This window comes from Peptoniphilus sp. GNH (assembly GCA_021307325.1).
Lineage (GTDB): Bacteria > Bacillota > Clostridia > Tissierellales > Peptoniphilaceae > KA00134.
Map to the genome: position 1 here is coordinate 1,459,306 of CP089931.1, position 24,123 is coordinate 1,483,428.

General features: G+C 37.6%; 22 protein-coding genes and 1 pseudogene. 19 read left to right on the plus strand and 4 right to left on the minus strand.

Going from position 1 to position 24,123, the window contains the following annotated elements; all coding sequences use genetic code 11:
- Nucleotides 1–1,341, minus strand: coding sequence for a phosphoglucosamine mutase (gene glmM / locus LV469_07085; protein ID UHR03598.1), 1,341 nt, complete (start codon nt 1,339–1,341; stop codon nt 1–3).
- Nucleotides 1,342–1,419: 78 nt separating this feature from the next.
- A pseudogene (locus tag LV469_07090) lies at nt 1,420–2,667 on the minus strand (tRNA adenylyltransferase).
- 78 nt (nt 2,668–2,745) lie between these two features.
- On the opposite strand from LV469_07090, the gene LV469_07095 reads away from it, so the two are divergent.
- The 10 genes from LV469_07095 to LV469_07140 all read left to right on the plus strand — a co-directional run bounded on the left by LV469_07095 (nt 2,746) and on the right by LV469_07140 (nt 13,418).
- A complete protein-coding gene (locus LV469_07095; protein ID UHR02403.1) occupies nt 2,746–3,321 on the plus strand; it encodes a hypothetical protein in 576 nt (191 codons plus the stop codon).
- A gap of 8 nt (nt 3,322–3,329) precedes the next feature.
- Nucleotides 3,330–4,286 (plus strand): copper amine oxidase N-terminal domain-containing protein, encoded by a 957-nt coding sequence (locus LV469_07100; GenBank protein UHR02404.1) that lies wholly within the window; start codon nt 3,330–3,332, stop codon nt 4,284–4,286.
- Between the two features lie 47 nt (nt 4,287–4,333).
- A protein-coding gene (gene prfB, locus LV469_07105; protein UHR02405.1) for a peptide chain release factor 2 occupies nt 4,334–5,447 on the plus strand; the annotation gives its coding sequence in 2 pieces (ribosomal slippage) (nt 4,334–4,411 and nt 4,413–5,447; 1,113 coding nt in all).
- Complete coding sequence (locus LV469_07110) at nt 5,444–7,528, plus strand: RNA-binding transcriptional accessory protein (protein ID UHR02406.1); 2,085 nt, start codon at nt 5,444–5,446, stop codon at nt 7,526–7,528. Before prfB ends, LV469_07110 begins: the two co-directional genes overlap by 4 nt.
- 1 nt (nt 7,529) lies before the next feature.
- The gene (locus tag LV469_07115; GenBank protein ID UHR02407.1) at nt 7,530–8,801 is read left to right on the plus strand and encodes a hypothetical protein; all 1,272 of its coding nucleotides are present in this window, start codon (nt 7,530–7,532) and stop codon (nt 8,799–8,801) included.
- On the plus strand, nt 8,794–9,429 hold the full coding sequence (locus tag LV469_07120; protein ID UHR02408.1) for a hypothetical protein: 636 nt from the start codon (nt 8,794–8,796) through the stop codon (nt 9,427–9,429). The genes LV469_07115 and LV469_07120 overlap by 8 nt, the downstream gene beginning before the upstream one ends.
- Nucleotides 9,426–10,283, plus strand: a complete 858-nt coding sequence (locus tag LV469_07125; protein ID UHR02409.1) for a RimK family alpha-L-glutamate ligase — start codon at nt 9,426–9,428, stop codon at nt 10,281–10,283. The genes LV469_07120 and LV469_07125 overlap by 4 nt, the downstream gene beginning before the upstream one ends.
- The gene (locus LV469_07130; GenBank protein UHR02410.1) at nt 10,270–11,223 is read left to right on the plus strand and encodes a P1 family peptidase; all 954 of its coding nucleotides are present in this window, start codon (nt 10,270–10,272) and stop codon (nt 11,221–11,223) included. The genes LV469_07125 and LV469_07130 overlap by 14 nt, the downstream gene beginning before the upstream one ends.
- Nucleotides 11,224–11,266: 43 nt before the next feature.
- Entirely contained in the window at nt 11,267–11,983 is a 717-nt protein-coding gene (locus LV469_07135) for a thioesterase (protein UHR02411.1), read from the plus strand.
- Entirely contained in the window at nt 11,961–13,418 is a 1,458-nt protein-coding gene (locus LV469_07140) for a nicotinate phosphoribosyltransferase (GenBank protein ID UHR02412.1), read from the plus strand. Before LV469_07135 ends, LV469_07140 begins: the two co-directional genes overlap by 23 nt.
- A 215-nt stretch (nt 13,419–13,633) precedes the next feature.
- Here LV469_07140 and LV469_07145 read toward each other — a convergent pair whose 3' ends face one another.
- Nucleotides 13,634–14,332 (minus strand): hydrolase, encoded by a 699-nt coding sequence (locus LV469_07145; protein ID UHR02413.1) that lies wholly within the window; start codon nt 14,330–14,332, stop codon nt 13,634–13,636.
- A 165-nt stretch (nt 14,333–14,497) separates the two neighbouring features.
- On the opposite strand from LV469_07145, the gene LV469_07150 reads away from it, so the two are divergent.
- From LV469_07150 to LV469_07180, 7 genes are read left to right on the plus strand one after another with little or no spacing between them, the layout of a single operon-like run.
- Nucleotides 14,498–15,517 carry a hypothetical protein gene (locus LV469_07150; GenBank protein UHR02414.1) on the plus strand — a complete coding sequence of 340 codons (1,020 nt, stop codon included), beginning with the start codon at nt 14,498–14,500 and terminating at the stop codon, nt 15,515–15,517.
- Nucleotides 15,514–16,533 carry a type I glyceraldehyde-3-phosphate dehydrogenase gene (gap, locus tag LV469_07155; protein UHR02415.1) on the plus strand — a complete coding sequence of 340 codons (1,020 nt, stop codon included), beginning with the start codon at nt 15,514–15,516 and terminating at the stop codon, nt 16,531–16,533. The genes LV469_07150 and gap overlap by 4 nt, the downstream gene beginning before the upstream one ends.
- Before the next feature lie 3 nt (nt 16,534–16,536).
- Nucleotides 16,537–17,724 carry a phosphoglycerate kinase gene (locus tag LV469_07160; GenBank protein ID UHR02416.1) on the plus strand — a complete coding sequence of 396 codons (1,188 nt, stop codon included), beginning with the start codon at nt 16,537–16,539 and terminating at the stop codon, nt 17,722–17,724.
- On the plus strand, nt 17,721–18,476 hold the full coding sequence (gene tpiA, locus LV469_07165) for a triose-phosphate isomerase (GenBank protein UHR02417.1): 756 nt from the start codon (nt 17,721–17,723) through the stop codon (nt 18,474–18,476). Before LV469_07160 ends, tpiA begins: the two co-directional genes overlap by 4 nt.
- Nucleotides 18,473–19,978: a 2,3-bisphosphoglycerate-independent phosphoglycerate mutase gene (gene gpmI, locus LV469_07170; GenBank protein UHR02418.1), complete on the plus strand. Its 1,506-nt coding sequence runs from the start codon at nt 18,473–18,475 to the stop codon at nt 19,976–19,978. The genes tpiA and gpmI overlap by 4 nt, the downstream gene beginning before the upstream one ends.
- 1 nt (nt 19,979) lies before the next feature.
- Nucleotides 19,980–21,254, plus strand: a complete 1,275-nt coding sequence (eno, locus tag LV469_07175; GenBank protein UHR02419.1) for a phosphopyruvate hydratase — start codon at nt 19,980–19,982, stop codon at nt 21,252–21,254.
- On the plus strand, nt 21,251–21,676 hold the full coding sequence (locus LV469_07180) for a histidine phosphatase family protein (protein ID UHR02420.1): 426 nt from the start codon (nt 21,251–21,253) through the stop codon (nt 21,674–21,676). Before eno ends, LV469_07180 begins: the two co-directional genes overlap by 4 nt.
- Nucleotides 21,677–21,709: 33 nt before the next feature.
- Here LV469_07180 and murI read toward each other — a convergent pair whose 3' ends face one another.
- Nucleotides 21,710–22,462, minus strand: coding sequence for a glutamate racemase (murI, locus tag LV469_07185; GenBank protein ID UHR02421.1), 753 nt, complete (start codon nt 22,460–22,462; stop codon nt 21,710–21,712).
- 119 nt (nt 22,463–22,581) lie between these two features.
- On the opposite strand from murI, the gene LV469_07190 reads away from it, so the two are divergent.
- Both LV469_07190 and surE read left to right on the plus strand, forming a co-directional pair.
- Nucleotides 22,582–23,373 carry an MBL fold metallo-hydrolase gene (locus LV469_07190; GenBank protein ID UHR02422.1) on the plus strand — a complete coding sequence of 264 codons (792 nt, stop codon included), beginning with the start codon at nt 22,582–22,584 and terminating at the stop codon, nt 23,371–23,373.
- 1 nt (nt 23,374) lies between these two features.
- Complete coding sequence (gene surE / locus LV469_07195) at nt 23,375–24,118, plus strand: 5'/3'-nucleotidase SurE (protein ID UHR02423.1); 744 nt, start codon at nt 23,375–23,377, stop codon at nt 24,116–24,118.
- The last annotated feature ends 5 nt before the right edge of the window (nt 24,119–24,123 follow it).

The window sequence follows — 24,123 nt, forward strand, 5'->3', positions numbered from 1 at the left end:
TTAAAATTTGGCGGCCTGATTTTCTATCAGATCTTTTAGATTATTTGCAAGATTTTCTAAAATTTTTTGATCTTGACCTTCGACCATTACTCTGATTAAAGGTTCTGTACCGGAAGGTCTTATGACCAATCTGCCTTCGCCTTTCAAATCTTTTTCAAGTTTTTCTATGGCTGTTTTTATTTCTTCATCTTCCAAGACCTTGGTCATGTGTTCTTTTTTTACTCTAGCATTTACTAGAGCTTGGGGGTAGGAGGTCATGAGTTTGTTTAAGTCGGAGAGTTTTTGCTTGGTTTTAGACATGATATTTAATAGATACAGTCCGCTTGCCATTCCATCTCCGGTGGTGTTGTTTTCTAAAAATATTATGTGACCTGACTGTTCTCCGCCGAGGACATAGTCATTTTTTAGCATGTCTTCAAGCACATATCTATCGCCGACTTTGGATTTTAAAAGCTTAAGCTCCATAGAGTCGACAAATTTATCAAGTCCTATATTGGTCATTATTGTGCCTACCAGACCGGAGTTTTTGAGCTTGTTTTCTTCTTTTAAATGCTTGGCAAATATTGCCAAGAGATGATCTCCATCGACGGTATCGCCTTTTTCATCTATGGCGATTATCCTATCTGCATCTCCGTCAAAGGCAAATCCGCAGTCCAAATTTTCTTTTAGGACTAATTCTTTTATTAGGTTGGGATTGGTTGAGCCGCATTTGTCATTTATGTTTAGACCGCTTGGCTTGTCGTTTAAGGGATAGACTTTTGCCCCGAGGTCTTTTAGGATGTCCTCGCCGATTTTATAGAGGGCGCCGTTGCCGAAATCTAGGCCTATTTTTAGATTGGAAATATCGTGAGTTACGATTGATTTTAGGTAGTCGGAGTAGTCTTTTATTAAATATTTTCCGTCTGTGCAAGTGCCTATTTGTGCTCCTGTCATCTTTTCTTCTATGCCTTGAAGAATTAAATTTTCTATTTGTATTTCATCTTCATCTGAGAGTTTGAATCCAGATGATGAAAATATTTTGATGCCATTGTACTCATAGGGATTGTGGGATGCAGAGATTACTATGCCGGCAGCGGCCTTTGTCTTTCTAACAAGATAGGCAACGCAAGGAGTGGGGCAGATGCCTAAAAGAACGGGATTAAATCCCATGCTCATAAGACCACTTGCAAGTGAAGATTCAAGCATATCGCCTGAAAGCCTAGTGTCTTTTCCGATTAGGATTTTTTTGTTTTCTTTTCCAAGAATTTTGCCAAGGGCCCTGCCCAATTTGTAAGCTAGCTCAGGTGTCAAATCATCTCCTGCCACACCTCTTATGCCGTCAGTTCCGAAAAGTTTTTTCATATATTTCTCCTTTATTATTTTTATGAGCAGATTCTTATCATTCAAATCTGGATTATGTAAGACTATATTTTCCATATCTTTTAAGATAAGACTAAAAATTTTGCCGGGTTTGAAACCGAGTTCTATTAAATCTCTGCCATTTATTTTTAAAAATTTTTTTGAATTTAAAGTTTTTTCCTTCATGAGTTCTTCGACTCTAGCTCTTTTTTCTAAGATGTCATCGAAACCTCTTCCTTCACTTGAGGATTTTCTATCTGCAAGCAAGAGCTCATAAAGGGCAAGGACGAGGTCTTTGCCAAGTCGTCTTATTTGCCTTCTAAGTCCAGCATCTTTCATGAGATGGGGAAGGGTCATGTGATTTTCAATTAAAATTTTAGAGTTTTGAATTAATTTTTTTGGAGCTTTCAAGCTCTTTAGATTTTTTTCAAGACAGATTGCAGAAAGCTCTTCGTGACCGTAGTAGTGGGCGATGCCATCTTTAAAGCTTTGAGATGAAATTTTCCCCGTGTCATGAAAGAGGGCCGCAAATCGCAAATAATCAATTGGTGGAACTTGGTCTAAGACTGCAAGGCTATGAGAAAAGAGGTCCTTGTCGTGGTGGGGATTTTTTTGGTCAAAGTCCACCATGAGATAGATGTCTTTTAAAATCACTTCCAAAATTTTTAAATCTTTCATTAGAATAAAGGCCCGAGAAGGCTTGTCAGCTAAAATCATTTTGTAAATTTCAGAAAAGATTCTCTCAGAAGAGAGTTTTTGCAGATTCCATCGATTTTTTATGATGGCATCAGCCAAGGTTTTTTCTATTTTAAAATCGTATTTAGCAGAAAAACGCACTGCTCTTAAAATTCTTAAAAGATCTTCTTCGATTCTCTCATAAGGGTTGCCAACAGCTCTTATTATTTTATTCTTTAAATCTTCTCTGCCCAAATAGGGATCGAAAAGGTTTCCGTTAAGGTCTAGTGCCATAGCATTTATTGTGAAGTCTCGGCGAGCCAAATCATCTTCGAGCTTGGTAGATAGGATTACAGATGAGGGTCTTCGCATATCCTTATATGCCAAATCTTTTCTAAAGCTTGTGAGCTCTATTGTTTCAGAATTTTTTTTAAGAGTCAAGCTTCCGTAGCAGATGCCATGGTCATAAATCTTTATGTTTTTAAATATTTTCTTGACTTCTAAAGGACTTGCTGAGGATGCGAGGTCTATGTCTGATGAGGGCCTTTTTAAAATCAAATCTCTCACATAGCCGCCCACATAATAGGCTTCGAATCCATTAGCCTTCAAAGTTTTTATTATGTATTTTGAAAATTCACTGCCTAAGTCTTTCATAGCTAAATTATAACACAAGTCTAAATCTTAAATATAGGCTTGGTATGTGTTATAATCAAAAGAAAATGGAGGTAATTTATGAATAGAAAATTCGGCATACTTGTCTTAATTTGTTTATTGGTCCTTGTGGGCTGCAAGAAGAAAAATGATATAAAGACTCCCGACACAGCAGATAAGGCGGGTCAAACAGATCTTGCCAATGGAGGCGAAACAAAAGAAGAATCGGGTGATGGCAAAAATACAAATGCTAAAACTGATAATCAAGCAGAGGCAGAAGAGCCAGCAGAAAATGAAGAAACTGCTCCCCAAACAGAAGAGCCAAAGACGCCAAAAGAAACTTTAAAGGCCATGATGGATGCGTCTGATTATATATCAAGACTAAGAGTAAACCAAGAAAGTGATGGAAGTCTTACTCCGATTTTTATAGAAGACTACAAGGGCGACTTATCTTTAATTGAGTATACTTTGCCAAAGACTTTGGTTCCAAATCAAGAGTATCTGGTATTTTTAAAAGATGGTCAAGACGGAAAACTTGAGCCGACTGATCCAGTAAATTCTTATACGCAAATTGCCCAAGAGTCAGACTCGAGTGTCAAAATGGTGGAAGCTGCATTTAATAACTCTCAAAAGACTTCAAAAAGGATTAGTGACTAGGAGGAAATATGAAAAGAATTGCCAAATTTCTCGGTCTAGGATTTTTGATGCTTGCGATTTTTACATCAAGTCCCAAGGCGGAAGAAAAAATCAAAATAGATTTAGATGGAAAACTTATTAAAAGTGATGTGGAACCCTTTATAGAAAGGGGCAGGACTCTGGTTCCTTTAAGAGTTATATCTGAAAGATTAGGCTATGAAGTGAAGTGGAATCAAGAAGAAAAAAGCGCAGAAATTTCCAACAATAAGGATAAATTGTCAGTAAAAATAGGAAGCGACAAGGCCCTTTTAAATGACAAGGAAGTGAGCCTAGATGTAGCCGCTTGCTTAAAAGATTCTAGAACATTTTTGCCTTTGAGATTTGTAGGAGAGTCTTTGGGTCTTAATGTGTCATGGGATCAAGAAAGCAAGACTGTATTTTTAAAGACAAGGGATAAGACTCAAGAGTTTGATACTTCTAAATTGACTTTAGACGAAAAAGAATATCTTGAAAAGATTATGGACTTTAGAGCTGATTTGACGCAAAATTTCAACAAGGCCAAAGAAGCGCTTTTTGAAAAGGCTGACGGACTTTCTAAAGAAGATTTGATAAAAACTTGTGATGGAATAATAAGTAATTTGGAAAAAAATATACAAGAAAAAATGAACATGGCAAATGTTCCAGAAAAGTTTAAGGCATCTCATAAGAAATTTTTGGAAAATGCGCAAGAGATAGCCAAAATTTTAAAAGAAATGAAAGATTCTTTTATGGAAAATAGAAGTGATGAAGCCTTCAAAGCTTTTTCGAGATTGACAAACTTTTCCATCAAGATGAGAGATGCCTATGACAGGCTTAAAGCTGAGGTTCAAGGTCTGCCCTACAAGGCCAAAGAGGGTATAGAGATTTACGAAAAAAGCAAGGAAAACTTATCAAATGATAAGATTATTGACAATCTACTAAAAAAAATACAAGATAATAATAAATAAAATTTCCAAAGACCCCTAAGGGGGTTTTTGAATAAAGGAGTGATTAAATGGAGATAAATATTTATCTCGACAAGGAGCGTCTCGACGAAGCGAAATCCTTAGTAAAAAGTCTAGGTGAATCTCTTTGACCTCGCTGGTAAAAGAGATAAGGTAAAAGAATTAGAAAAGCTGCAAACGGCTGAAGACTTTTGGAGCGATGGACAAAATGCTCAAAAGATTATAAGAGAAACCAATATCCACAAGTCTAAAATTTTAAAATATGATGAGCTCATAAAACTTATTGAGGATTCCGAAGCTTTAATAGCAATGATGGAGGAAGAAGAGGATTTTTCCTTTTATGACAGTTTAAAAGAAGACTTAAAGGAAATCGAAAAAAAGGCTCAAGATTTTAAAATAGAAACACTTTTAAACGAAGAGTATGACGATTCAAATGCCATTTTGGCAATCCACGCTGGCACGGGTGGAACGGAAGCTCAAGACTGGGCATCTATGCTTCTTAGAATGTACACAAGATACGCTGAAAAGAAGGGCTACACAGTAAAGACTCTGGACCTTCAAAAAGAAGAAGAAGCGGGAATCAAGTCTGTGACTTTGGAAATAGATGGTGAAAATGCCTATGGCTATCTCAAGGCGGAAAAGGGAGTCCATAGACTTGTGAGAATTTCTCCATTTGACTCCAATAAGAGAAGACATACATCTTTTGCATCTGTGGATGTGTATCCCGTTTTAGAAGATGATGTAGAAATTGAAATTAGGGATGAAGATTTAAAGATAGACACTTACAGATCTGGCGGAGCTGGAGGTCAACATGTAAACACGACTGACTCGGCAGTAAGAATCACTCACCTTCCAACTGGAATTGTAGTGCAATGCCAAAATGAAAGATCTCAAATTCAAAACAGAGAAACTGCCATGCACATGTTGAAGGCAAAATTGCTCACACTTGCCATGGAAGAAAAAAAGGAAAAGATAGAAGATCTTTCGGGCAACTATTCTCAAATAACTTGGGGATCGCAAATAAGATCTTATGTCTTCCAACCCTACACCATGGTAAAAGACCACAGGACAAATGAGGAAGTCGGAGATGTGAGTAGAGTTATGGATGGAGATTTGGATGAATTTATAAATGCCTATCTTCAAGCAAAAAAGGGAAAAGAATGAACATTTTAGAAATAATTGCAAAAGAGTTAGAACTAAATATTAAAAATGTAGAAGGTGCGGTCAAGCTTTTGGATGAAGGTGCGACCGTACCTTTTATTGCCAGATACAGAAAAGAAGCAACAGGCGCTATGACAGATGAGGTGCTTAGAAAACTCGATGAGAGACTTAAGTATTTGAGAAATCTCTTCCAAAGGAAGGAAGAAGTCATAAGACTAATAGAAGAACAGGACAAGATGACAGAAGAACTCAGAGAAAAAATCTTATCTGCAGAGAGCTTGGCAAGGGTTGAAGACCTTTATAGACCCTATGTAAAGAAGAAGGGCACAAGAGCATCTAAGGCCATAGAAAATGGCTTTGAACCTCTTGCAAGGGCGATATGGGAGCAGGAAGATTTGGCTCTTGTGGAAAAAACTTTGGAAGAGTTAAAGTCCCAGCTAGATTTTTCAAAAGAAGAAATTTTACAAGGGGCAAAAGACATAGTCGCAGAGTACATATCTGACGATGCCGATATAAGACAGGTGCTTTTAAAATATATAAGGTTTACAGGAATTTTGCAGGCGGAAAAGGGCTCTGAAGAAAATGACATCTATCAAGATTATTTTGAATATAAAGAGAGTCTTAGAACTGTTTTAAATCATAGGATTTTGGCTCTTAATAGAGGGGAGGAGCAAAAAGCCTTAAAAATTTCCATCCAAGTGTCTGAAGATGGGGCCATGGAAATAGTCTTATCCAAAATTGTAAAGAATGAAAGCTTTAGAGAACTTTTAAATGAAATTGGAAGAGATGCCTACAAGAGATTAATTTTCCCTTCGCTGGAAAGAGAAGTGAGAAGAGATTTGACAGAAAGGGCTCAGGAAGATGCCATAGGACTTTTTGCCAAAAATTTAGAGGCTCTTATAATGCAAAGACCCTTAAAAGGCAAGAGAATTTTGGCGCTTGACCCCGGTGTGAGGACGGGCTCAAAAATTTCTATCTTAGATGAGTTTGGAAAATATCTGGCAAATGATTTGGTCTATATTGCAGGCTTTGAAAATAGACATAAAGAAAGCGAAAAGAAACTTTTAGATCTCATAAGCAAGTACAAAATTGATGTGGTAGCAATAGGTAATGGAACAGCATCAAGAGATAATGAAAAATTTGTTGCAGACCTTATAAAAAAACATGGCTTGAAAATATCCTACACAATTGTAAGTGAGGCGGGAGCCTCTATCTACTCGGCATCAAAAGAAGGTATAGAGGAGTTTCCGGATTTAGATGTCACAGTAAGAGGGGCAATCTCGATAGGAAGAAGGCTGCAAGATCCGCTCTCAGAACTTGTAAAAATTAGTCCGAGACATCTTGGTGTGGGTCAATATCAGCACGATTTAAATGAAAAAAGATTGGACCAAGCCTTGGACTATGTGGTGGAATCTTGCGTAAATAGAGTGGGCGTCAATATAAATACGGCATCAATATCTCTTTTAAAACACGTATCCGGCTTGAGCTTGTCTGTTGCCAAAAACATATTGGAATACAGAGACAAAGAGGGATACTTTAAAAATAGAAAAGAATTAAAAGAGATAAAGGGACTGGGACCCAAGACCTATGAAATGTGCGCCGGATTTTTGAGAATTATAGACGGAGAAGAGTTCTTAGACTCCACAGCAGTCCATCCAGAATCCTACAAGGCTGCCAAGGCCCTTTTAGCTCTAGACTACAAGACGAAGTCCTTAAAAGAACTAGAAGAGGCAACTGGTCTAGGCTCTTTTACCTTAAAGGATGTAATAGAAGAACTCGAAAAGCCTGGCAGGGATATAAGAGATAGCCTTGATGAGGTCTTTTTGAAAGAGGGCATTGTAGATATAAAGGATTTAAAAATAGGCATGGAACTAAAGGGGACAGTTAGAAATATTGTAGACTTTGGCGCTTTTGTAGATGTGGGTTTACATTCTGACGGTTTGATTCATGTTTCCAAGTTGTCTAAAAAGTTTATCAAGCACCCACTTGAAGTTGTAAAACTTGGAGACAAGGTAGATGTAGAAGTTATTGGAATAGATTTAAAAAGGGATAGGATTTCCCTAAAAATGAAAGGCGTAGACTGATATGGAATTAAAAATTTCTTATGATGAGCTTGGCTTTGGCAATTCAAAGGAAAAAGGCGCACAAAGAGATATAAATTTTAATACAGAACTTTTAAAAAATATTTCATTTAGAGAATACGAAAGGGTAAAGCTATTTGTAGATGGCAGAGAGTTTTTTGCAAATGTAAGACTAAAAGAATATAAAAATTCAGAAAAAAAATACTATATGTGCAATAGGCTCAAGGAGGAGATAGAAGACTCGGGGATTGAATTTAGCGATAAATCCGAGATAAGAATTGAAAAAATTTGTGGTGAGGATGAAAACTTCTTCAAAGTAAAACCTATAAAGGCTGAGCAGCTACTTTCAAAAAATGTAAAAATATCTAAAAAATTTTTAAGAAAATGCCAAGATGCTTCTGATTTTGCAGGAATCTTGTTTGTCAACGAATTTTCCGGTCATAAGATTTTTATTGAAAAGGAAAAACTTATAGCAAGACAAGAGGAAGATAAGGAAAATATAATCAACCTCTCTCAAAGATACCGCCTTTTGCTCGAATCAGACTTGCCATCGTTTATATGCCAATACTATTTAGATAAATTTCCAGAACTAAAGGACATATATAGTGATGCCGAATACAATTTGGAGTATAAATGTTCTTATTTTGAGAAGAAGAACGAATTTAAAAAACTTTTAGATAGTGCGGAGAAATCTAGAGGGCCAGCAAAAAACATAAGAGCTTATTCAATTTATGGTGACAAGGAAGAAGATAGTATGAGGGACAAGATTTTAAAAGGGCTTATAGGTTCAAGGACTAATAAATTTATAGCGATAAGACCGATTTCAGGTGATGAGGGAGAAGATATAATAAGACTTTCCAAGTCATCTATGGAGATTTTGGGTCTGGAAGAGTCAGATCTTGCCAAGATAACTTATATAGACAAGTCTTACAGAGCCCGTGTATTTGAATTTTGTGATTTGGATGAGGTAGATTACAACAACCGAACTTCTATAAAAAATATAGGAATAGTAAGTGCCATTCCTTCGCACATAAGGCATGAATTGGGTTTGGATTTCTTGGGCACTTCCGTGTCAATAAAAAGAGATGAGTATTTTCTTTTAAAGAAAAATATGAACAATCTGGCTCTTTCCATCTTTGGTTTTTTGATTTCCATTCCTGCCATTTTTCAAATAGACTCCATTGTCTTGAGAGTATTGGCATTTGTAGTCTTGGCGCTCATTCTATTTTATATATCTCTATCTGAAGTAAGATCTAAGGTGTTTAACAATGAATAAGGAAAAAATTGAAGAATTAGAAAAATATTATATAGACGAAAAATCAAAGGCCAAAGAGGGCTTTGAACTTGTAAAAAAGAAATCTGACATCATGCTTTCAGCCCCTCATGCCATCAGACAGTTTAGAAATGACAAAATTAAGGCTGCAGAATTTAGGACTGGACCCATGGTAAAAATTCTTGGAGAGGATTTGGGTCTTTCCTATATAACTAGAACTGGATACAGAAATGATGATCCGAATTTTGACGAGATAAACCCTTATAGGACAGCTATAAAAGACTACTATAAGGAAAATCCCTTCAAGCTGCTTTTAGATTTTCATATAGCAAGTTCGGATAGGGATTTTGATATTGATTTGGGCACAGGAGATGGGGCCAACCTCTGTTCGAGATTAGATTTGGGAGATTTCGTTTTGAATTTTTTAAATAAAAGAGGAATTGATGCCAAATTAAATCATGTTTTTTCTGCAAGCAGTCATCATACGGTGTCGGGTGATATATCGTCTTTTCTAAAAGTGCCAGCCATACAAATGGAGTTCAATTGGGGACTTATAGAAGATAGCGAAAATTGTCTTAGAATAATTGAGATTTTAAAAGATATGATTTTAAACTTGGAGGAAATTTTGTGAAAGGGCTTGTAGTTTATAATTCTTTTCTGGGCAAGCAAAATAAATTTTTTAGCTTGGTCCAAGACCTTAAAAAAGAGGGCCATGCCCTGGGAATAGATTTAGAACTAAGGGGCAATGGCGAAATTTTAAATACTTCATCTATCAAACTAGACTATGATTTTGTAATCTTTTGGGACAAGGACATAGCCTTGGCGAGAAATCTTGAGCTCCAAGGGTTACCCGTCTACAATTGTTCTGAAGCAATAAGGATTTGCGATAGCAAAATTGAAACATTTTTAAAATTAAAGGATAAGCTTCCCATGCCAAAGACTGTGGTGGGTCCCTTTTCCTATTTTGACAGGTCTTTTGAGGATGCCTACCTTGATGAGGTCATAGACTATCTCGGCGAAAAAATTGTCATTAAAGAAGAAAAAGGCTCTTTTGGCATGCAAGTTTACTTGGCACTTGGCAAAGAAGATTTGAAAGATACCCTGCAGGGCCTTGGCAATAAAAATTTTATAATGCAGGAATTTGTAGAGGAATCATCGGGTAGAGATCTGCGAATCAATATAGTTGGAGATCGGGTTATAGGCGCCATGGAAAGGACTAATAAAAATGACTTCAGAGCCAATATATCTAGCGGAGGAAAGGGATGTTTTGTAGAGCCAAGTCAAGCTGAAAAGGACTTGGCCCTTGCAGCACAAAAAATTATGGGCCTTAGTTTTTCCGGAGTGGATATTCTCTATGGAAAAGATGGCCCTCTATTTTGCGAAATAAATTCAAACGTGAACTATTTGTCCTTTAATCATATTTCTGGACTGTCAATGGGCAGGGAAATCTTGACCTATATAAGGAGGATAAATGAAAGAGATTAGAATTACACAAATAGAAGGCTTTAAGATAGGCCACTATACCGACAAGATAAATGGAACTGGTCTAAGTGTAGTGCTAGCAGAAGAAGGAGCTATTTGCGGAGTAAATGTTAGAGGTGGTGGACCTGCCACTAGAGAAACAGATGCCCTTAAAAGTCAAAATATTGTTGAACTAGTTCATGGGATTTTTATAGCTGGCGGCTCAGCCTTTGGATTAAATGCGGCGGCTGGTATAATGCAATACTTAGAAGAAAAAAACATAGGATTTGATGTTGGCATTGGAAAAGTACCCATAGTTTCTGGAGCATCTATATTCGACTTGGCATTTGGAAAAAATGTAAGACCCGGGGCAGAGGAAGGCTATAAGGCTTGTTTAAATGCGCAAAAAAATGAAGACTTAGAAGGCAATATCGGAGCTGGAACAGGAGCTAGCATAGGAAAGTTTTGGGGAGCGGAATGCTGTATGAAATCGGGACTTGGTTCTTATGCAGTGGAGGTAGGAAATTTAAAGCTGGGGGCCTTGACCGTTGTAAACGCCTTGGGCGATGTTTTTGATGGAGAACACATGATCGGAGGTCTTTTAAATAAAGAGAAAACTGCCCTGGGCTCGACCTTTGATGCCATGCTTGAAAGCCTCAATAGAGAGGACAATCTCTTCAAGGGAAACACTAGCATATCTATCATACTAACAAATGCCGAGCTTACGAAAGTACAGGTAAATAGATTGGCAGAGCTTGGCCACAACGGATTTGCAAGAGCCATTTATCCAGTGCATACATCAGTAGACGGAGACAGTGTCTTTGCCATGACTCAAAATAAGGTCAAGGTAAATTTTGATATCTTATCGAGCTTGGCAGTAGAAGTCATAAGAAAATCCATAGTAAATGCAGTAAAAAAAGCCAAGGCTAGCCAGGGATTAAAAGCTTACGAAGACTTCATTTAAAGGGGCTTTACACGTCTGTGATATAATAATAAAAGGTGATCGGATGGACTACAAAAAAACATATGAGATATTCAAATTCATGTGTGATGAAAATTTAAATATGAGAGTAGAAAACATTTTAAACATCTTTACAGAAACGGCTATGCTCGAGGATAGGGAATTTATATTTCAACATGATAATTTGATGTGGGTCTTGTACGGATGGGATCTTGAAATTTTCGATTATCCACTTTGTGGAGATAGAGTTGAAGTGAGTACACAATACTTGGGAGCTGAAAAATTTTTTGCTTATAGAAATTTTTATTTAAATGGCAAATCGGGCAAATTGGCAAGGGCCAAGAGCCTTTGGCTAGTAATAGATAAGGACAAGGGCGAACTTTTAAGGATTCCAAAGAAAAGTTGCGATAATGACCTCGCTAAATGCAAAGGCGACTTATTCGACAGAAAAAAGAAAATAGCGGGTGGAACTTATGCCTCCAAATCTTCTTTTAGAGTTTTAAAAAGAGATTTGGACTTCAACCAACACATGAATAACGCCAACACTCTTTCCTATATAATGGATGCCTTAGATTTCAAGGCAAAAAGAATTGAAATAGTCTACAAAAAACAAATCTTTCTTTATGAAAAGTTTTCTCTTGCCATTTCAGAAAATGACAAGTGGGCTGATTTTAAAATTTTGGGATCAAGCCCGGATGATATAAGAAGCTTTGGAAGGATTTATAAATGGGAGGAAAAAGATGATATTTCACAACAAAAATAACCTTTCTCTATTAGCAGATTTTTATGAATTTACTATGGGCAATGGATATTTTGAAGCGGGCAAAAAAGACGAGATTACATATTTTGACATGTTCTTTAGATCTGCTCCTGATGAGGCAACCTATGCAATAATAGCGGGGCTAGAACAGGTCATAGAATATTTTGAAAACTTAAAATTTGATGAAGAAGATATAGAATTTTTGAGGAGCAAAAAAATATTTTCGGAAGGCTTCTTGGACTATCTCAAAAATTTTAAATTTGAATGTGATGTCTGGGCTATGAAAGAAGGCACAGTTGCATTTCCGGGAGAGCCTCTTATGGTCGTAAGAGGGCCTGCAATTCAAGCACAAATGCTAGAAACTATGATTTTATTAACTATAAATCATCAGTCTCTTATAGCGACAAAGGCAAACAGAATAGTGACTGCCGCAAAGGGAAGGGCGGTATCTGAATTTGGATCTAGAAGGGCCCAAGGCTATTCAGGAGCAAATGAAGGAGCAAGGGCAGCTTATATAGGAGGCTGCATAGGAACAGCCAACACCTTAGCTGAAAAGACTTATGGAGTGCCAGCTCTTGGCACTATGGCCCATTCATGGGTACAGATGTTCCCATCAGAAATTGATGCCTTTAGAGCCTATGCGAGAACTTATCCTCACGCCTCAACCTTTTTAGTTGACACCTATGATGTTTTAAAAGAGGGAATCCCAAATGCCATCAAAGTATTTAATGAAGAAGTTTTGCCAAGAGGATATAGACCTATTGCCATAAGAATAGACTCAGGAGACATAGCCTATCTTTCCAAAAAGGCAAGACAAATGCTAGATGAAGCAGGCTTTGAAGATGTGAAAATCATGGCTTCAAATTCTCTTGATGAATTTACAATTGAAAATCTTTTTATGCAAGGAGCAAAAATTGACCTCTTCGGAGTCGGAGAAAGACTTATAACATCAAAATCATCTCCAGTTTTTGGAGGAGTTTATAAACTTACGGCAGTCGAAGAAGAAGGCAAGATAATATCCAAGATAAAAATTTCGGAAAATGTGTCTAAAATCACCAATCCAGGTTTCAAAAAAGTATATAGATTCTATGACAAAAAAAGCAAGAAGGCCTTGGCAGACCTTGTGACCTTGTATGATGAAGAGTTGAGCGACGACTCAATCGAAATTTTCCATCCAGTCTACACTTGGAAGAGAAAAATTATAGAAAACTTTGAAAAAGAAGAACTTCTTGTGAGAATTTATGACAAGGGGAAATTGGTCTACAAAATTCCAAGTCTAGAAGAAATTAGAAAGAGGGCAAAAGATCAACTAGAAAGCCTTTGGGAAGAAATGAAGAGACTTGAAAATCCACAAGAATACATCGTAGACCTTTCAGAAAATCTTTGGAAATTGAAAAATGACTTGCTGGCAAAACATGGTAAGTCTTATAAGGGTTAAATTTTAATACATTATAAAAATAGAGGGACTTCAAATAGCCCCTCTATTTTTGTGTGATAAGTCATCTTGACTTGTAAATCTTATTTTTAGTAAGCAACTTTAAATAAAAAAGTCCTTTTAATGTTATTTGTATTATTTAGTAAAAAGATAGTTTTAATGAAAGTCATTTCATTTTTTATATGCTTTTATATTTTATTTATCTGCCTATAAAATAGTTACATATCTTCTTTTGATTTTCTATATTCATCCATGACATCAGAAAAAATTTCTGAACTCGATTTGGGAGTATAGGTTATGGCATTTGCTCCAGCTTGTATAGTTTCTAAGATATGCTCATCTGTGTGACCACCAGTTGCTATTATTGGGAATTCATCTCCCAAGATTTTTCGACATTCTCTTACTAGTTCTGGGGTCTTTTTGCCGCCTGCAACATTTAGTATGCGAGCACCAGCCTTGACTTTTCCTATGATGTCATCTTTTTTGGAGATGACTGTTGCTATTACAGGTACATCTAAGATTTCTTTTAGATCTGTTATAGTTTCGTTTATCATGGGCGCATTTACAACGACCCCATGGGCGCCGAGTAGTTCCGCTTGCATGGCTATATTTAGAGTTCTGGCACCTGTTGTCGTACCGCCGCCTACTCCTGGAAAGACTGGTACGCTTGCCACATCTAGAATGGATTTTATTATTGAAAGCTGGGGCGTGAAGGGATAGACGCACATGATGGCATGGGCATTGCTGTTGCAAATTATGGAGACGTCATTTGTAAATAAAAATGATTTGATTCTCTTATCCATTATTTGAATACCACTCGCCTTGTATATGACTTCTGGTATCTTTACCAATCTTTTTTTGAGCTCTGTATCTATTCGGGGAACAAATTTATTTTTTTCTGCTTTTACATCTTTCATCTCGTGACCTCCAAGAAATTTTTATATTTATATTGGCGAAAAACTTCTTTCTCTAAAAATTCTACCATATAAAAACAAGCTTTGTATTGAAGAAAATTCAGTATATGGTATATTATTTGTGGGAACGAAATTAAACAAAGGGAACGATTATGTACCGGAGGTTATATGGAAGACTTGTTTGACTTTATACCAGAGGCGAGAGAAATTTTCACAAGACGTTTTGAGATTTTGGAGTTTATAATCCAGCAGGACTTAGCTGGCAGAAGGAGAATTTCTTCAAGACTTGGCCTTAGCGAGAGGGTCGTCAGAGATGAAATTGAATTTTTGAGATTTAACGACTTGGTCTTGGTTGAGGCGGCAGGTGTGAAGCCGACTAAAAAAGCTCTTATGACATATAAGGAGCTAAGACCCGTCTATGAAGAGGCGGCAAGTTTAAAACTCATATCTTCTAAGCTGTGTGATTTGTTAAAAATCGATAGGGCTATTGTCGTAAGGGGCAATGTGGAAGAGGATGAGGACATATTTATAAATTTAGGAGATGCGTGTGTAGATTTCGTAAAGGATCTCGTAAAAAAAGGCGATATCATTGGCGTGACTGGAGGCAGAAGCCTTAGAGAGGTTGCCAATAGGGCCAAGGATCTCAAGGTGGACGATCTTATGGTGGTGCCAGCTAGAGGATCTCTTGGCAAGATACCCATGTATCAGGCAAATACAGTTGCAGCTATTATGGCTGAAGGATTTAGGGCTTCTTATAATATCTTGGCTGTGCCTGATATGGTTGATGAAAAAACGCTAAATATGCTCCTAAAGAATGAGGAGGTTAAAGAGGTGTATGACCTCGTAAGAAATATAGACATCTTGATTTTCGGTCTGGGAAGGGCTGATGTCATGGGTCAAAAAAGAGGTCTAGATCAAAAAACGAGAAATGAGATTTTAAAAAGAGGGGCTGTCGGAGAGGCCTTTGGTCATTATTTTGATCTTGACGGTCAAGAAATATATTCTCAAGAGAGTTTTGGAATAAGCAAGGAAGAATTTTTAAAGATTAAAAAGGTAGTTGCTGTTGCTGGTGGAGCTAAAAAGGCACAAGCGCTTGTGAGCATAGCTAAGATGAGGCCGTCTATGAGTCTTGTGACCGATGAGGGACTTGCCAGAGAAGTTTTAAGAGAATTTGGAGGAGAAAAATGATTAAAGTAGGTTTGATGGGCTTTGGTAGGATTGGAAGAGATTTCGTGAGGTCTTATTTTTTGAGAAAGAGAAAGGAAGATCTCGGATTTAAACTGGTAAATATCAACGCCTCGACAGCACCAGAAGTCATGGCTAAGCTCTTGAAAAGAGATAGCATATATAGACTTTTTGATGGTGAAATTTCTTACGGACAAGACTATTTGGAAGTAGACGGAGAAAAAGTCTATATAACAGCCGAAAGAGATCCTAAAAAAGCACCTTGGAAGGATTTGGGTTTAGATATAATCGTAGATTCTACTGGCGCTTTTAAGGAGAGAGAAAAAGCAAATTGGCATTTGCAATCAGGTGCTAAAAAAGTCATACTTACAAGCCCTGGCAAGGACGAAGACATAACAATTGTCATGGGAGTAAATGACTGCTTGTATGACAAGGACAAGCACAATATAATTTCTAATGCTTCATGTACTACAAATTGTTTGGCTCCTATAGCCAAAGTTATCCTTGATAAATTTGGCATTGAGAAGGCCTTTATGACAACTATCCATGCATATACAGGAGATCAAAATATTTTAGATAATCGCCATAAAAAAGGCGATATGAGAAGGGCAAGAGCTGGAGCTGAAAACATCGTGCCTACTTCAACTGGCGCAGCTAAGGCTGTCGGTTTGGTAATACCAGAACTAAAGGGCAAATTTCATGGCATCTCTATGAGAGTGCCTATACCCGTTGGCTCTTTGGTAGATGCGACCTTTATTTTGCCAAAAGAAGTGACTAAAGACGAGGTCAACCAAGCTGTAAAAGAAGCGGCAGAGGGTCCTATGAAGGGAATTCTTGAATATTCAGAGGAGGAATTAGTTTCATCGGATATAATAGGCAATCCTCACGCCTCTATATTTGATTCTCTACTGACAACTGTGGACAAAAATGTTATCAAGTTGGTGTCATGGTATGACAATGAATGGGGATATACTCAAAGAGTTGTGGACTTGACATCAAAAATCGCTAAGGAGATTTGATATATGTATAGAAGTATAGAAAATGTAGATTACAAAGACAAGACAGTCCTTGTAAGAGTAGATTTTAATGTGCCAATAAAAGATGGCAAGGTCACAGACAACAAAAGGATAGTCGCAGCCCTGCCAACTATAAAATATCTTTTAAAAACTTGTAAGAATGTCGTTTTGATGTCACATCTGGGAAGACCCAAGGGTCAATACAACAAAGAGTTTTCCTTGCAAGCAGTGGCTGAGGAATTGCAAAAACACCTAGACAATAAGGTTGTATTTTTGCCTGATGAAAATGTGGTATCAGACAAGGTCATAGAAGGAGTTAAGAATTTAAAAAAGGGAGAAGTTGCCCTTATAGAAAATACTCGCTTTGTAAAAGGCGAAGAAAAAAATGACCAAGAATTTGCAAAAAAACTTGCAAGTCTTGGAGATGCCTTTGTAAATGATGCCTATGGTACAAGCCATAGGGCTCATGCGTCAAATGTTGGCGTTTCAAAATTTTTGGATATGGCCCTGGGCTATTTGGTGGAAAAAGAAGTAAAGTCTATGGATATGGTTTTAAAAAATCCTAAAAGACCTTTTTATGCAATTTTAGGAGGGGCAAAAGTATCTGATAAAATCGGAGTGATAGAAAATCTACTTGGCAAGGTGGATGGAATAATAATTGTCGGCGCCATGGCATTTACTTTTTTGAAGGCCCTTGGAAAACCAGTCGGCAAGAGCCTTGTCGAAGAAGATAAGCTCGATTTGGCGAAGGACATCTTAAAAAGAGCCAAGGAAAAGTCGGTTGAAATTATTTTGCCGGTGGATTTTGTGGTGGCATCGGAATTTTCAGAACTGGGAGAAGTAAAAGAAGTCAAAGAGATCCCGGATGGCTTTATGGGACTTGATATAGGTAGAGAAAGTCTAAGGCTCATAGAGGACAAACTAAAAGATGCCAAGTCTGTAATATGGAATGGACCTTGTGGAGTTTTTGAAATGGAAAAATTCTCAAAGGGAACTTTTGAACTTGCAAGAATTTTGGCAAATCTTGATGCCATAACCATAGTAGGAGGAGGGGACTCTGCTTCAGCTGTAAAAAAATCTGGCTATGAAGACAAATTCACCCATGTATCAACTGGTGGCGGGGCATCTTTGGAATATTTAGAAGGCAAAATTTTGCCGGGCATCGAACCTGCCATGATAGGTGATGCAAAATGAGAAGAAAATTGATTGCTGGCAATTGGAAAATGAATCTGGACATAGAAAGAAGTAAAGCACTTCTTGAAAAAATTTTAAGTAGACCCTTATCTACTGGAGTTGATATTTTGATATGCCCAAGCTTTATGTCAATTCCTCTTGCAAGTAAAATGTTGGAAGGAAGCAAAATTCATCTAGGAGCGCAAAATATGTCTTCACATGAAGAAGGTGCCTATACAGGCGAAGTGTCTGGGGCATTTTTAAAGCCTTTTGGCGTATCGCACGTCATCTTGGGTCATTCAGAAAGAAGAAAATATTTTTCAGAAAGTGACGACTTTATAAATCAAAAAGTAAAAAAAGCTTTGGAATTTGGACTAAACCCCATACTTTGTTTGGGAGAAAGTCTAGATGAAAGAGAGGCCGGTCTTCACAAGAAAAAAATCAAAAAACAAATTGAAGACGGTCTAAAAGATATAGATAAGACCTGGGCAGAGGATATCATAATAGCCTATGAACCAATTTGGGCAATAGGAAGTGGAAAGACAGCCTCGGCAGAACAAGCACAAGAAATGTGCAAGTATATAAGGGAAGTTTTAGAAGGACTCTATTCAGAAACCGCTCAAAAGATGAGAATCCTATACGGGGGAAGTGTGAATCCATCAAATATAAAAGATTTGATGTCCGAAGAAGATATAGACGGAGCCTTGATAGGAGGAGCCTCTTTAAAGGCAGAAGATTTTGTAAACCTTGTAAATTTTGGTGAAGAAAAATGAAAACAGCGGCCTTGATAATTTTAGATGGTCTTGGCTTGGGAAAAGAAAATGAAAACAACGCCTTTTATATGGCTAAGACGCCCAATATAGATAGATTATTAAAGACCTGTCCTCATTCAAAAATAAATGCCAGCGAAGAATTTGTCGGTCTGCCAAAAGGACAAATGGGAAATTCTGAAGTTGGACACTTGAATATAGGATCTGGTAGGGTAATCTACCAAGACCTTTTGAGAATAAATAGAGCCATAGAGGACGGATCCTTATTTTGTATGAAAGAACTTTTGGATGCCATGCGAGCTTGCAAAAGAGAAGATAAGGCCCTTCACCTTATGGGACTGGTATCCAAGGGAGGAGTCCATTCGTCATTTGACCACCTCAAGGGACTTATCACTATGGCAAAAAGAGAGGGTCTTAAAAAAGTTTACATCCATGCAATCACAGACGGCAGAGATGTGAATCCTCATTCTGCTATAAAAGATTTAGAAGAGTTGCAAGAGTTCTTAGATTCTCAAGGTGTGGGAAAGATTGCGACAGTAATCGGTCGCTACTATGCCATGGACAGGGATAAGAGATGGGATAGGATAGAGATAGCCTACGAACTATACACACAAGGAAAGGGCGAAGAAGTTTCAAACTTAAAAGACTATCTAAAAAAATCCTATGAAGAAGACATCACGGACGAATTTATAAAACCTGCCTATCTGGGTCAGGGGAAAATTCAAGACAAAGACAGACTTATATTTTTTAACTTTAGACCAGATAGGGCAAGGCAGATAGTGAGCGCTCTTTCTTCAAAAGATTTTGATGGTTTTAAAAGGAAAGTCTTTCCGAAAATAGAGATAACCTGTATGACATCCTATGACAAAAAATTCCCTCTGCCCGTGGTGTTTAAAGAGACGATACCTACAATGACCTTGGGAGAAGTCATATCAAAAGAAGGGCTCTTACAATTGAGGGCTGCCGAAACAGAAAAATTTGCTCACGTAACTTATTTTTTCAATGGTGGTAGAGAAGTCCCCTTTGAAGGTGAAGATAGAATTTTGATTCCATCTCCCAAGGTGGCAACTTATGATCTGAAACCAGAGATGAGTGCCTACGAACTTACAGACAATTTGCTAGAAAAAATAAAAGAAGATAAATATTCACTCATAATTGTAAATTTTGCCAATCCGGATATGGTAGGGCATACTGGCAATACTAAGGCAGCTATCAAGGCTGTGGAAGCTGTCGATACTTGTCTTGGTAGACTTGTAAATGCCCTTGAAGAAAGAGGAGGGTGTGGTCTTATAACTGCAGACCATGGCAATTGTGAGTTGATGAAAGATGAAAATGGAAATCCTGTGACATCGCATACGACCAATCAGGTTTTTCTAATCATGTTTGGAAAAAAAGGAAGCTTAAAAGACGGAGCCTTATGTGATTTGGCACCCAGTCTTTTAGATTTATTAAATATAAAAAAGCCCAAAGAAATGACGGGCAATTCTTTAATAGGAGGACAATAAAATGAGTTTAATAAATAGTGTACACGCCAGAGAAGTTTTAGATTCTAGAGCCAATCCGACAGTTGAAGTAGAAATTTATACAGAAGATGGTGGATTTGGAAGGGCAATAGTGCCAAGTGGAGCTTCAACTGGTGCTTATGAAGCAGTTGAACTTAGAGATGGCGACAAGAAAAGATACATGGGCAAGGGAGTTCAAAAGGCAGTAGATAATATAAATGAAATAATTGCCCCCAAGCTCTACGACTATGATGTATTTGATCAAATAGGCGTTGACACAATGATGCTAGAGCTAGATGCAAGTCCTAACAAGGGAAATTTGGGAGCCAATGCCATACTTGGAGTTTCCATGGCCTTGGCAAGAGCTGCCGCTGATGAATTAAATCTGCCCTTGTACCAATATCTTGGTGGAGTGGGTGCAAGGACTCTGCCAGTGCCTATGATGAACATATTAAATGGCGGTCAACACGCAGATAACAATGTGGATATACAAGAATTTATGATATCTCCAATAGGAGCGGCTTCTTTTAAAGAAGGTTTGAGAATGTGTTCTGAAATTTATCACAATCTAAAAAATGTTTTAAAAGAAAAAAACCTAAGCACAGGTGTTGGTGACGAAGGTGGATTTGCTCCTAACTTGGCATCAAATGAAGAAGCCTTTGAAGTAATCGTTGAAGCTATCAAAAAGGCTGGCTACAAGCCAGGAGAAGAGGTAGTCTTGGCAGTGGATGTTGCTTCAAGCGAAATATACAAGGATGGCAAATATGAGCTTGCTGGAGAAAAAAAGACTCTGACATCTAGAGAAATGATAGATTTCTATAAGCATTTGATTTCCAAGTATCCAATAGTATCAATAGAAGATGGACTTGCAGAAGATGACTGGGAGTCTTGGACAATTATGACAAAAGAGCTTGGCGACAAGATTCAAATAGTTGGAGATGACCTTTTTGTAACTAATGTAAAAAGACTAAGAGAAGGAATCGAAAAGAAAGCTGCAAATGCGATTTTAATAAAATTAAATCAAATCGGAACAATTTCTGAAACTTTGGAAACAATCGAACTTGCAAAGAGAAATGGATATGCAACTGTCATCTCTCACAGATCTGGAGAAACAGAAGACTCTACAATTGCAGACTTGGCAGTCGCAGTAAATGCAGGACAAATAAAAACTGGAGCGCCAGCAAGAACTGATAGAGTAGCAAAATACAACCAACTCCTTCGCATAGAAGACGAATTTATGGGTCTTTCAACTTATCCTGGAAATATATACAAAAAATGAGAAGACTAATCTTCATAAGACATGGAGAAGCTGAAGAGGGTTATAGTGACAGGCATAGGCATTTGACAGAAAGAGGGATAGCTAATTTAAAAAACACCCTTCCAATTTTGAAGACCTATGTTGCAAACAAAGACTATAAAATTTATTCATCACCCATAACAAGAGCTTTAGAAACTGCTACAATTTTGAGCCAAATTCTTGATAAAAAATTTCAAGAGGTTCAATTTTTGGCTCAGGGTGACCTGAGAAAGGTGATCCTCGGATGTGAAAAAGATATAAATATTTTGATAAGCCATCAGCCTTTTATAGGCGACTGGATATACGAATTGACAGGTGAGATGGTAGAAGTGAAGAAGGGCTCAATTCACATAGTAGATCTCTTGAAGGACTATGGCTATACTGGAAAATTAATAAAACTATAAAAAAATGCCGAGCGGGCGAGAACCCGGTCGGCATTATTTATTTAAAAGTTTTTCAGATTTGCTTATAAATTCATTTAAATCAGCTGTCGAGTAGAAATGCAACTCGCCCTTAGACGATTTCATGCCACTTTTTTTAATATAGTTTTCGATTTCGATGGCAAGACCGTCTGCTGGATCGATTAAAATTGGAGCCAAATTTTTCTTTTTAAAAATATTTTCGAAGACATCTCTTACAAGGGGATAGTGAGTGCATGCCAAAATGGCAACATCTGTATCGGCATCAATCTTTTCGCTAGCCTTAAAAATTAAATCTTCAATCAAGGGATAATCTTGTGCATCTATGGCATCGGCAAGACCCGGACAGGCTATGCCGTAAGATTTTATTTGAGGATAGAACTTGGCAATCTCTTCTTGGTATTTGCAAGAAGCTATCGTGGCCTTGGTGGCGAGGATGGCGACCTTTTTCTTTCCTAAAAGTCTTTTGTCCTTGGCACCGGCTTGAATGACTCCAAAAATTGGAAAATCAAAATTTGCCTCAAGATAGGGCTTGGCACAAGCTGTGGCAGTATTACACGCCAGAACTGCCAGCTTCACATCAAGTTTTTTAAAATAGTCGAAAGCCTTTTTGCTCAAATTTTGAATTTCTTCGGGGCTTTTATCCCCGTAGGGAAGATTTATTTCATCGGCAAAATAATAATATTTTTCTTGCGGCAAGACCTTCAACAGTCTTTTTAAGACGGAAATTCCGCCAATGCCAGAATCAAAAACGCCAATTGGACGCTCCATACTCTCACCTCCATTTCATAAATACATTTTACCATCTTTTTATAAATTCACATAGGCTCTTAATTTTTAAAACTAATAAGTAAAAGACTTGTGTTATAATTTAAGTTTGGAGGAATATTATGAAATTTTGCTCACTCGCTTCAGGCTCTTCTGGCAACTGCGAGTTCATAGAATATAAATCAACCAAAATTTTAATAGATGCCGGTCTTTCAGGAAAGAAAATTGAAGGGCTCCTAGAATCAATTAAAAGAGCTCCGGAGTCCATAGATGCAATCTTTGTGACTCACGAACACACAGACCACATACAGGGGCTTGGTGTTTTGGCGAAACGCTATGGCTATAAAATCTTTACTAACAAATCGACTCTTATGGGGATTATTGGCAAATTAAAAAATTTTCCCTTGGAGAATGTATTTGTCTTTGAAAATGGCCTGCCTTTTAAATTTAAAGATATAGACGTGATTCCCATGAGGACTTTTCACGACTGCATGGAAGGCACTAGCTTTGTTTTCAAAGGCGGTAAGAAAAAAATTTCCATTTTGACGGACACCGGCTATGTAAATCCAGATATGCTTGCTGGTATGGAAGGCTCCGACTTATTTTTTATAGAGGCCAACCACAACGAAAATATGCTCTTAGAGGGAAGCTATCCTTGGGCGACTAAGCAGAGGATTCTATCTAACAAGGGGCATCTATCTAATGAAATGTGTGCAGATGTTCTCTCTAAGCTTTTGAAAAAGAAAAATGAAAAAGTAATCCTAGCCCATCTTTCAAAAGACAACAATAAACCTGACTTGGCAGAAGACGAAGTGGTTACAAATCTTATGGGCAAATCCTTTATAAAAGACATAGACTACAAGATAGAGGTGGCAAAAAGAGAAGTGGCCTCCTTGATACATGAGGTGAGATGAGATGAAAATTTTAGTTACAAATGATGATGGAGTATTTGCTCCGGGGATTGCCTACTTGTCAAAGGCTCTGGAAGAAGCAGGCTATGAGGTAGTGGTGTTTGCACCACATATTGAAAACTCTGGCAAGAGCCACGCCATAACCCTTAGAGAACCCATGCTCATAAAAGAAGAAAAGATAGAAGGCCTAAGAGCCAAGGTCTACTCTGTGACGGGTACGCCTGTAGACTGCGTAAGGATAGCCCACCAAGTTTGCAAGGATAAAATAGACTTGGTATTTTCTGGTTGCAATTTGGGTTATAATGCTGGCATGGACATTCTCTATTCGGGGACTGTTTCAGCAGCCATTGAGGCAAATCTTTTTGGAGTATCTGGCCTTGCTCTTTCGGCAAAAAGCGTAAATGCCAAGGCCTATTTTGAAACGGCTGTCAAATTTGGGCTCGAAGTCTTAAAAGAGGAAGAGGATTTTTTAAAAAACAATGTTTCTGTTTTAAATATAAATGTGCCTTTTTTGCCTACAAGTGAAATCAAGGGGAAAAAATATTGCAAGGTGGCAAAAGATGCTCTTGATGATTATGAGATGATCCAAAAGGACAATTGCATCAGTCTTGAATTAAAGGGCAGGGCAAAAAAAGACTTAGAAGAAGACACGGATAGAGCTTATTTGGAAAAGGGTTATGTGACAATAACGCCACTAATCCATGACTTGACCAATAAAAAACTCATAAAAGAATTGCAGGACAAATAAAAGGC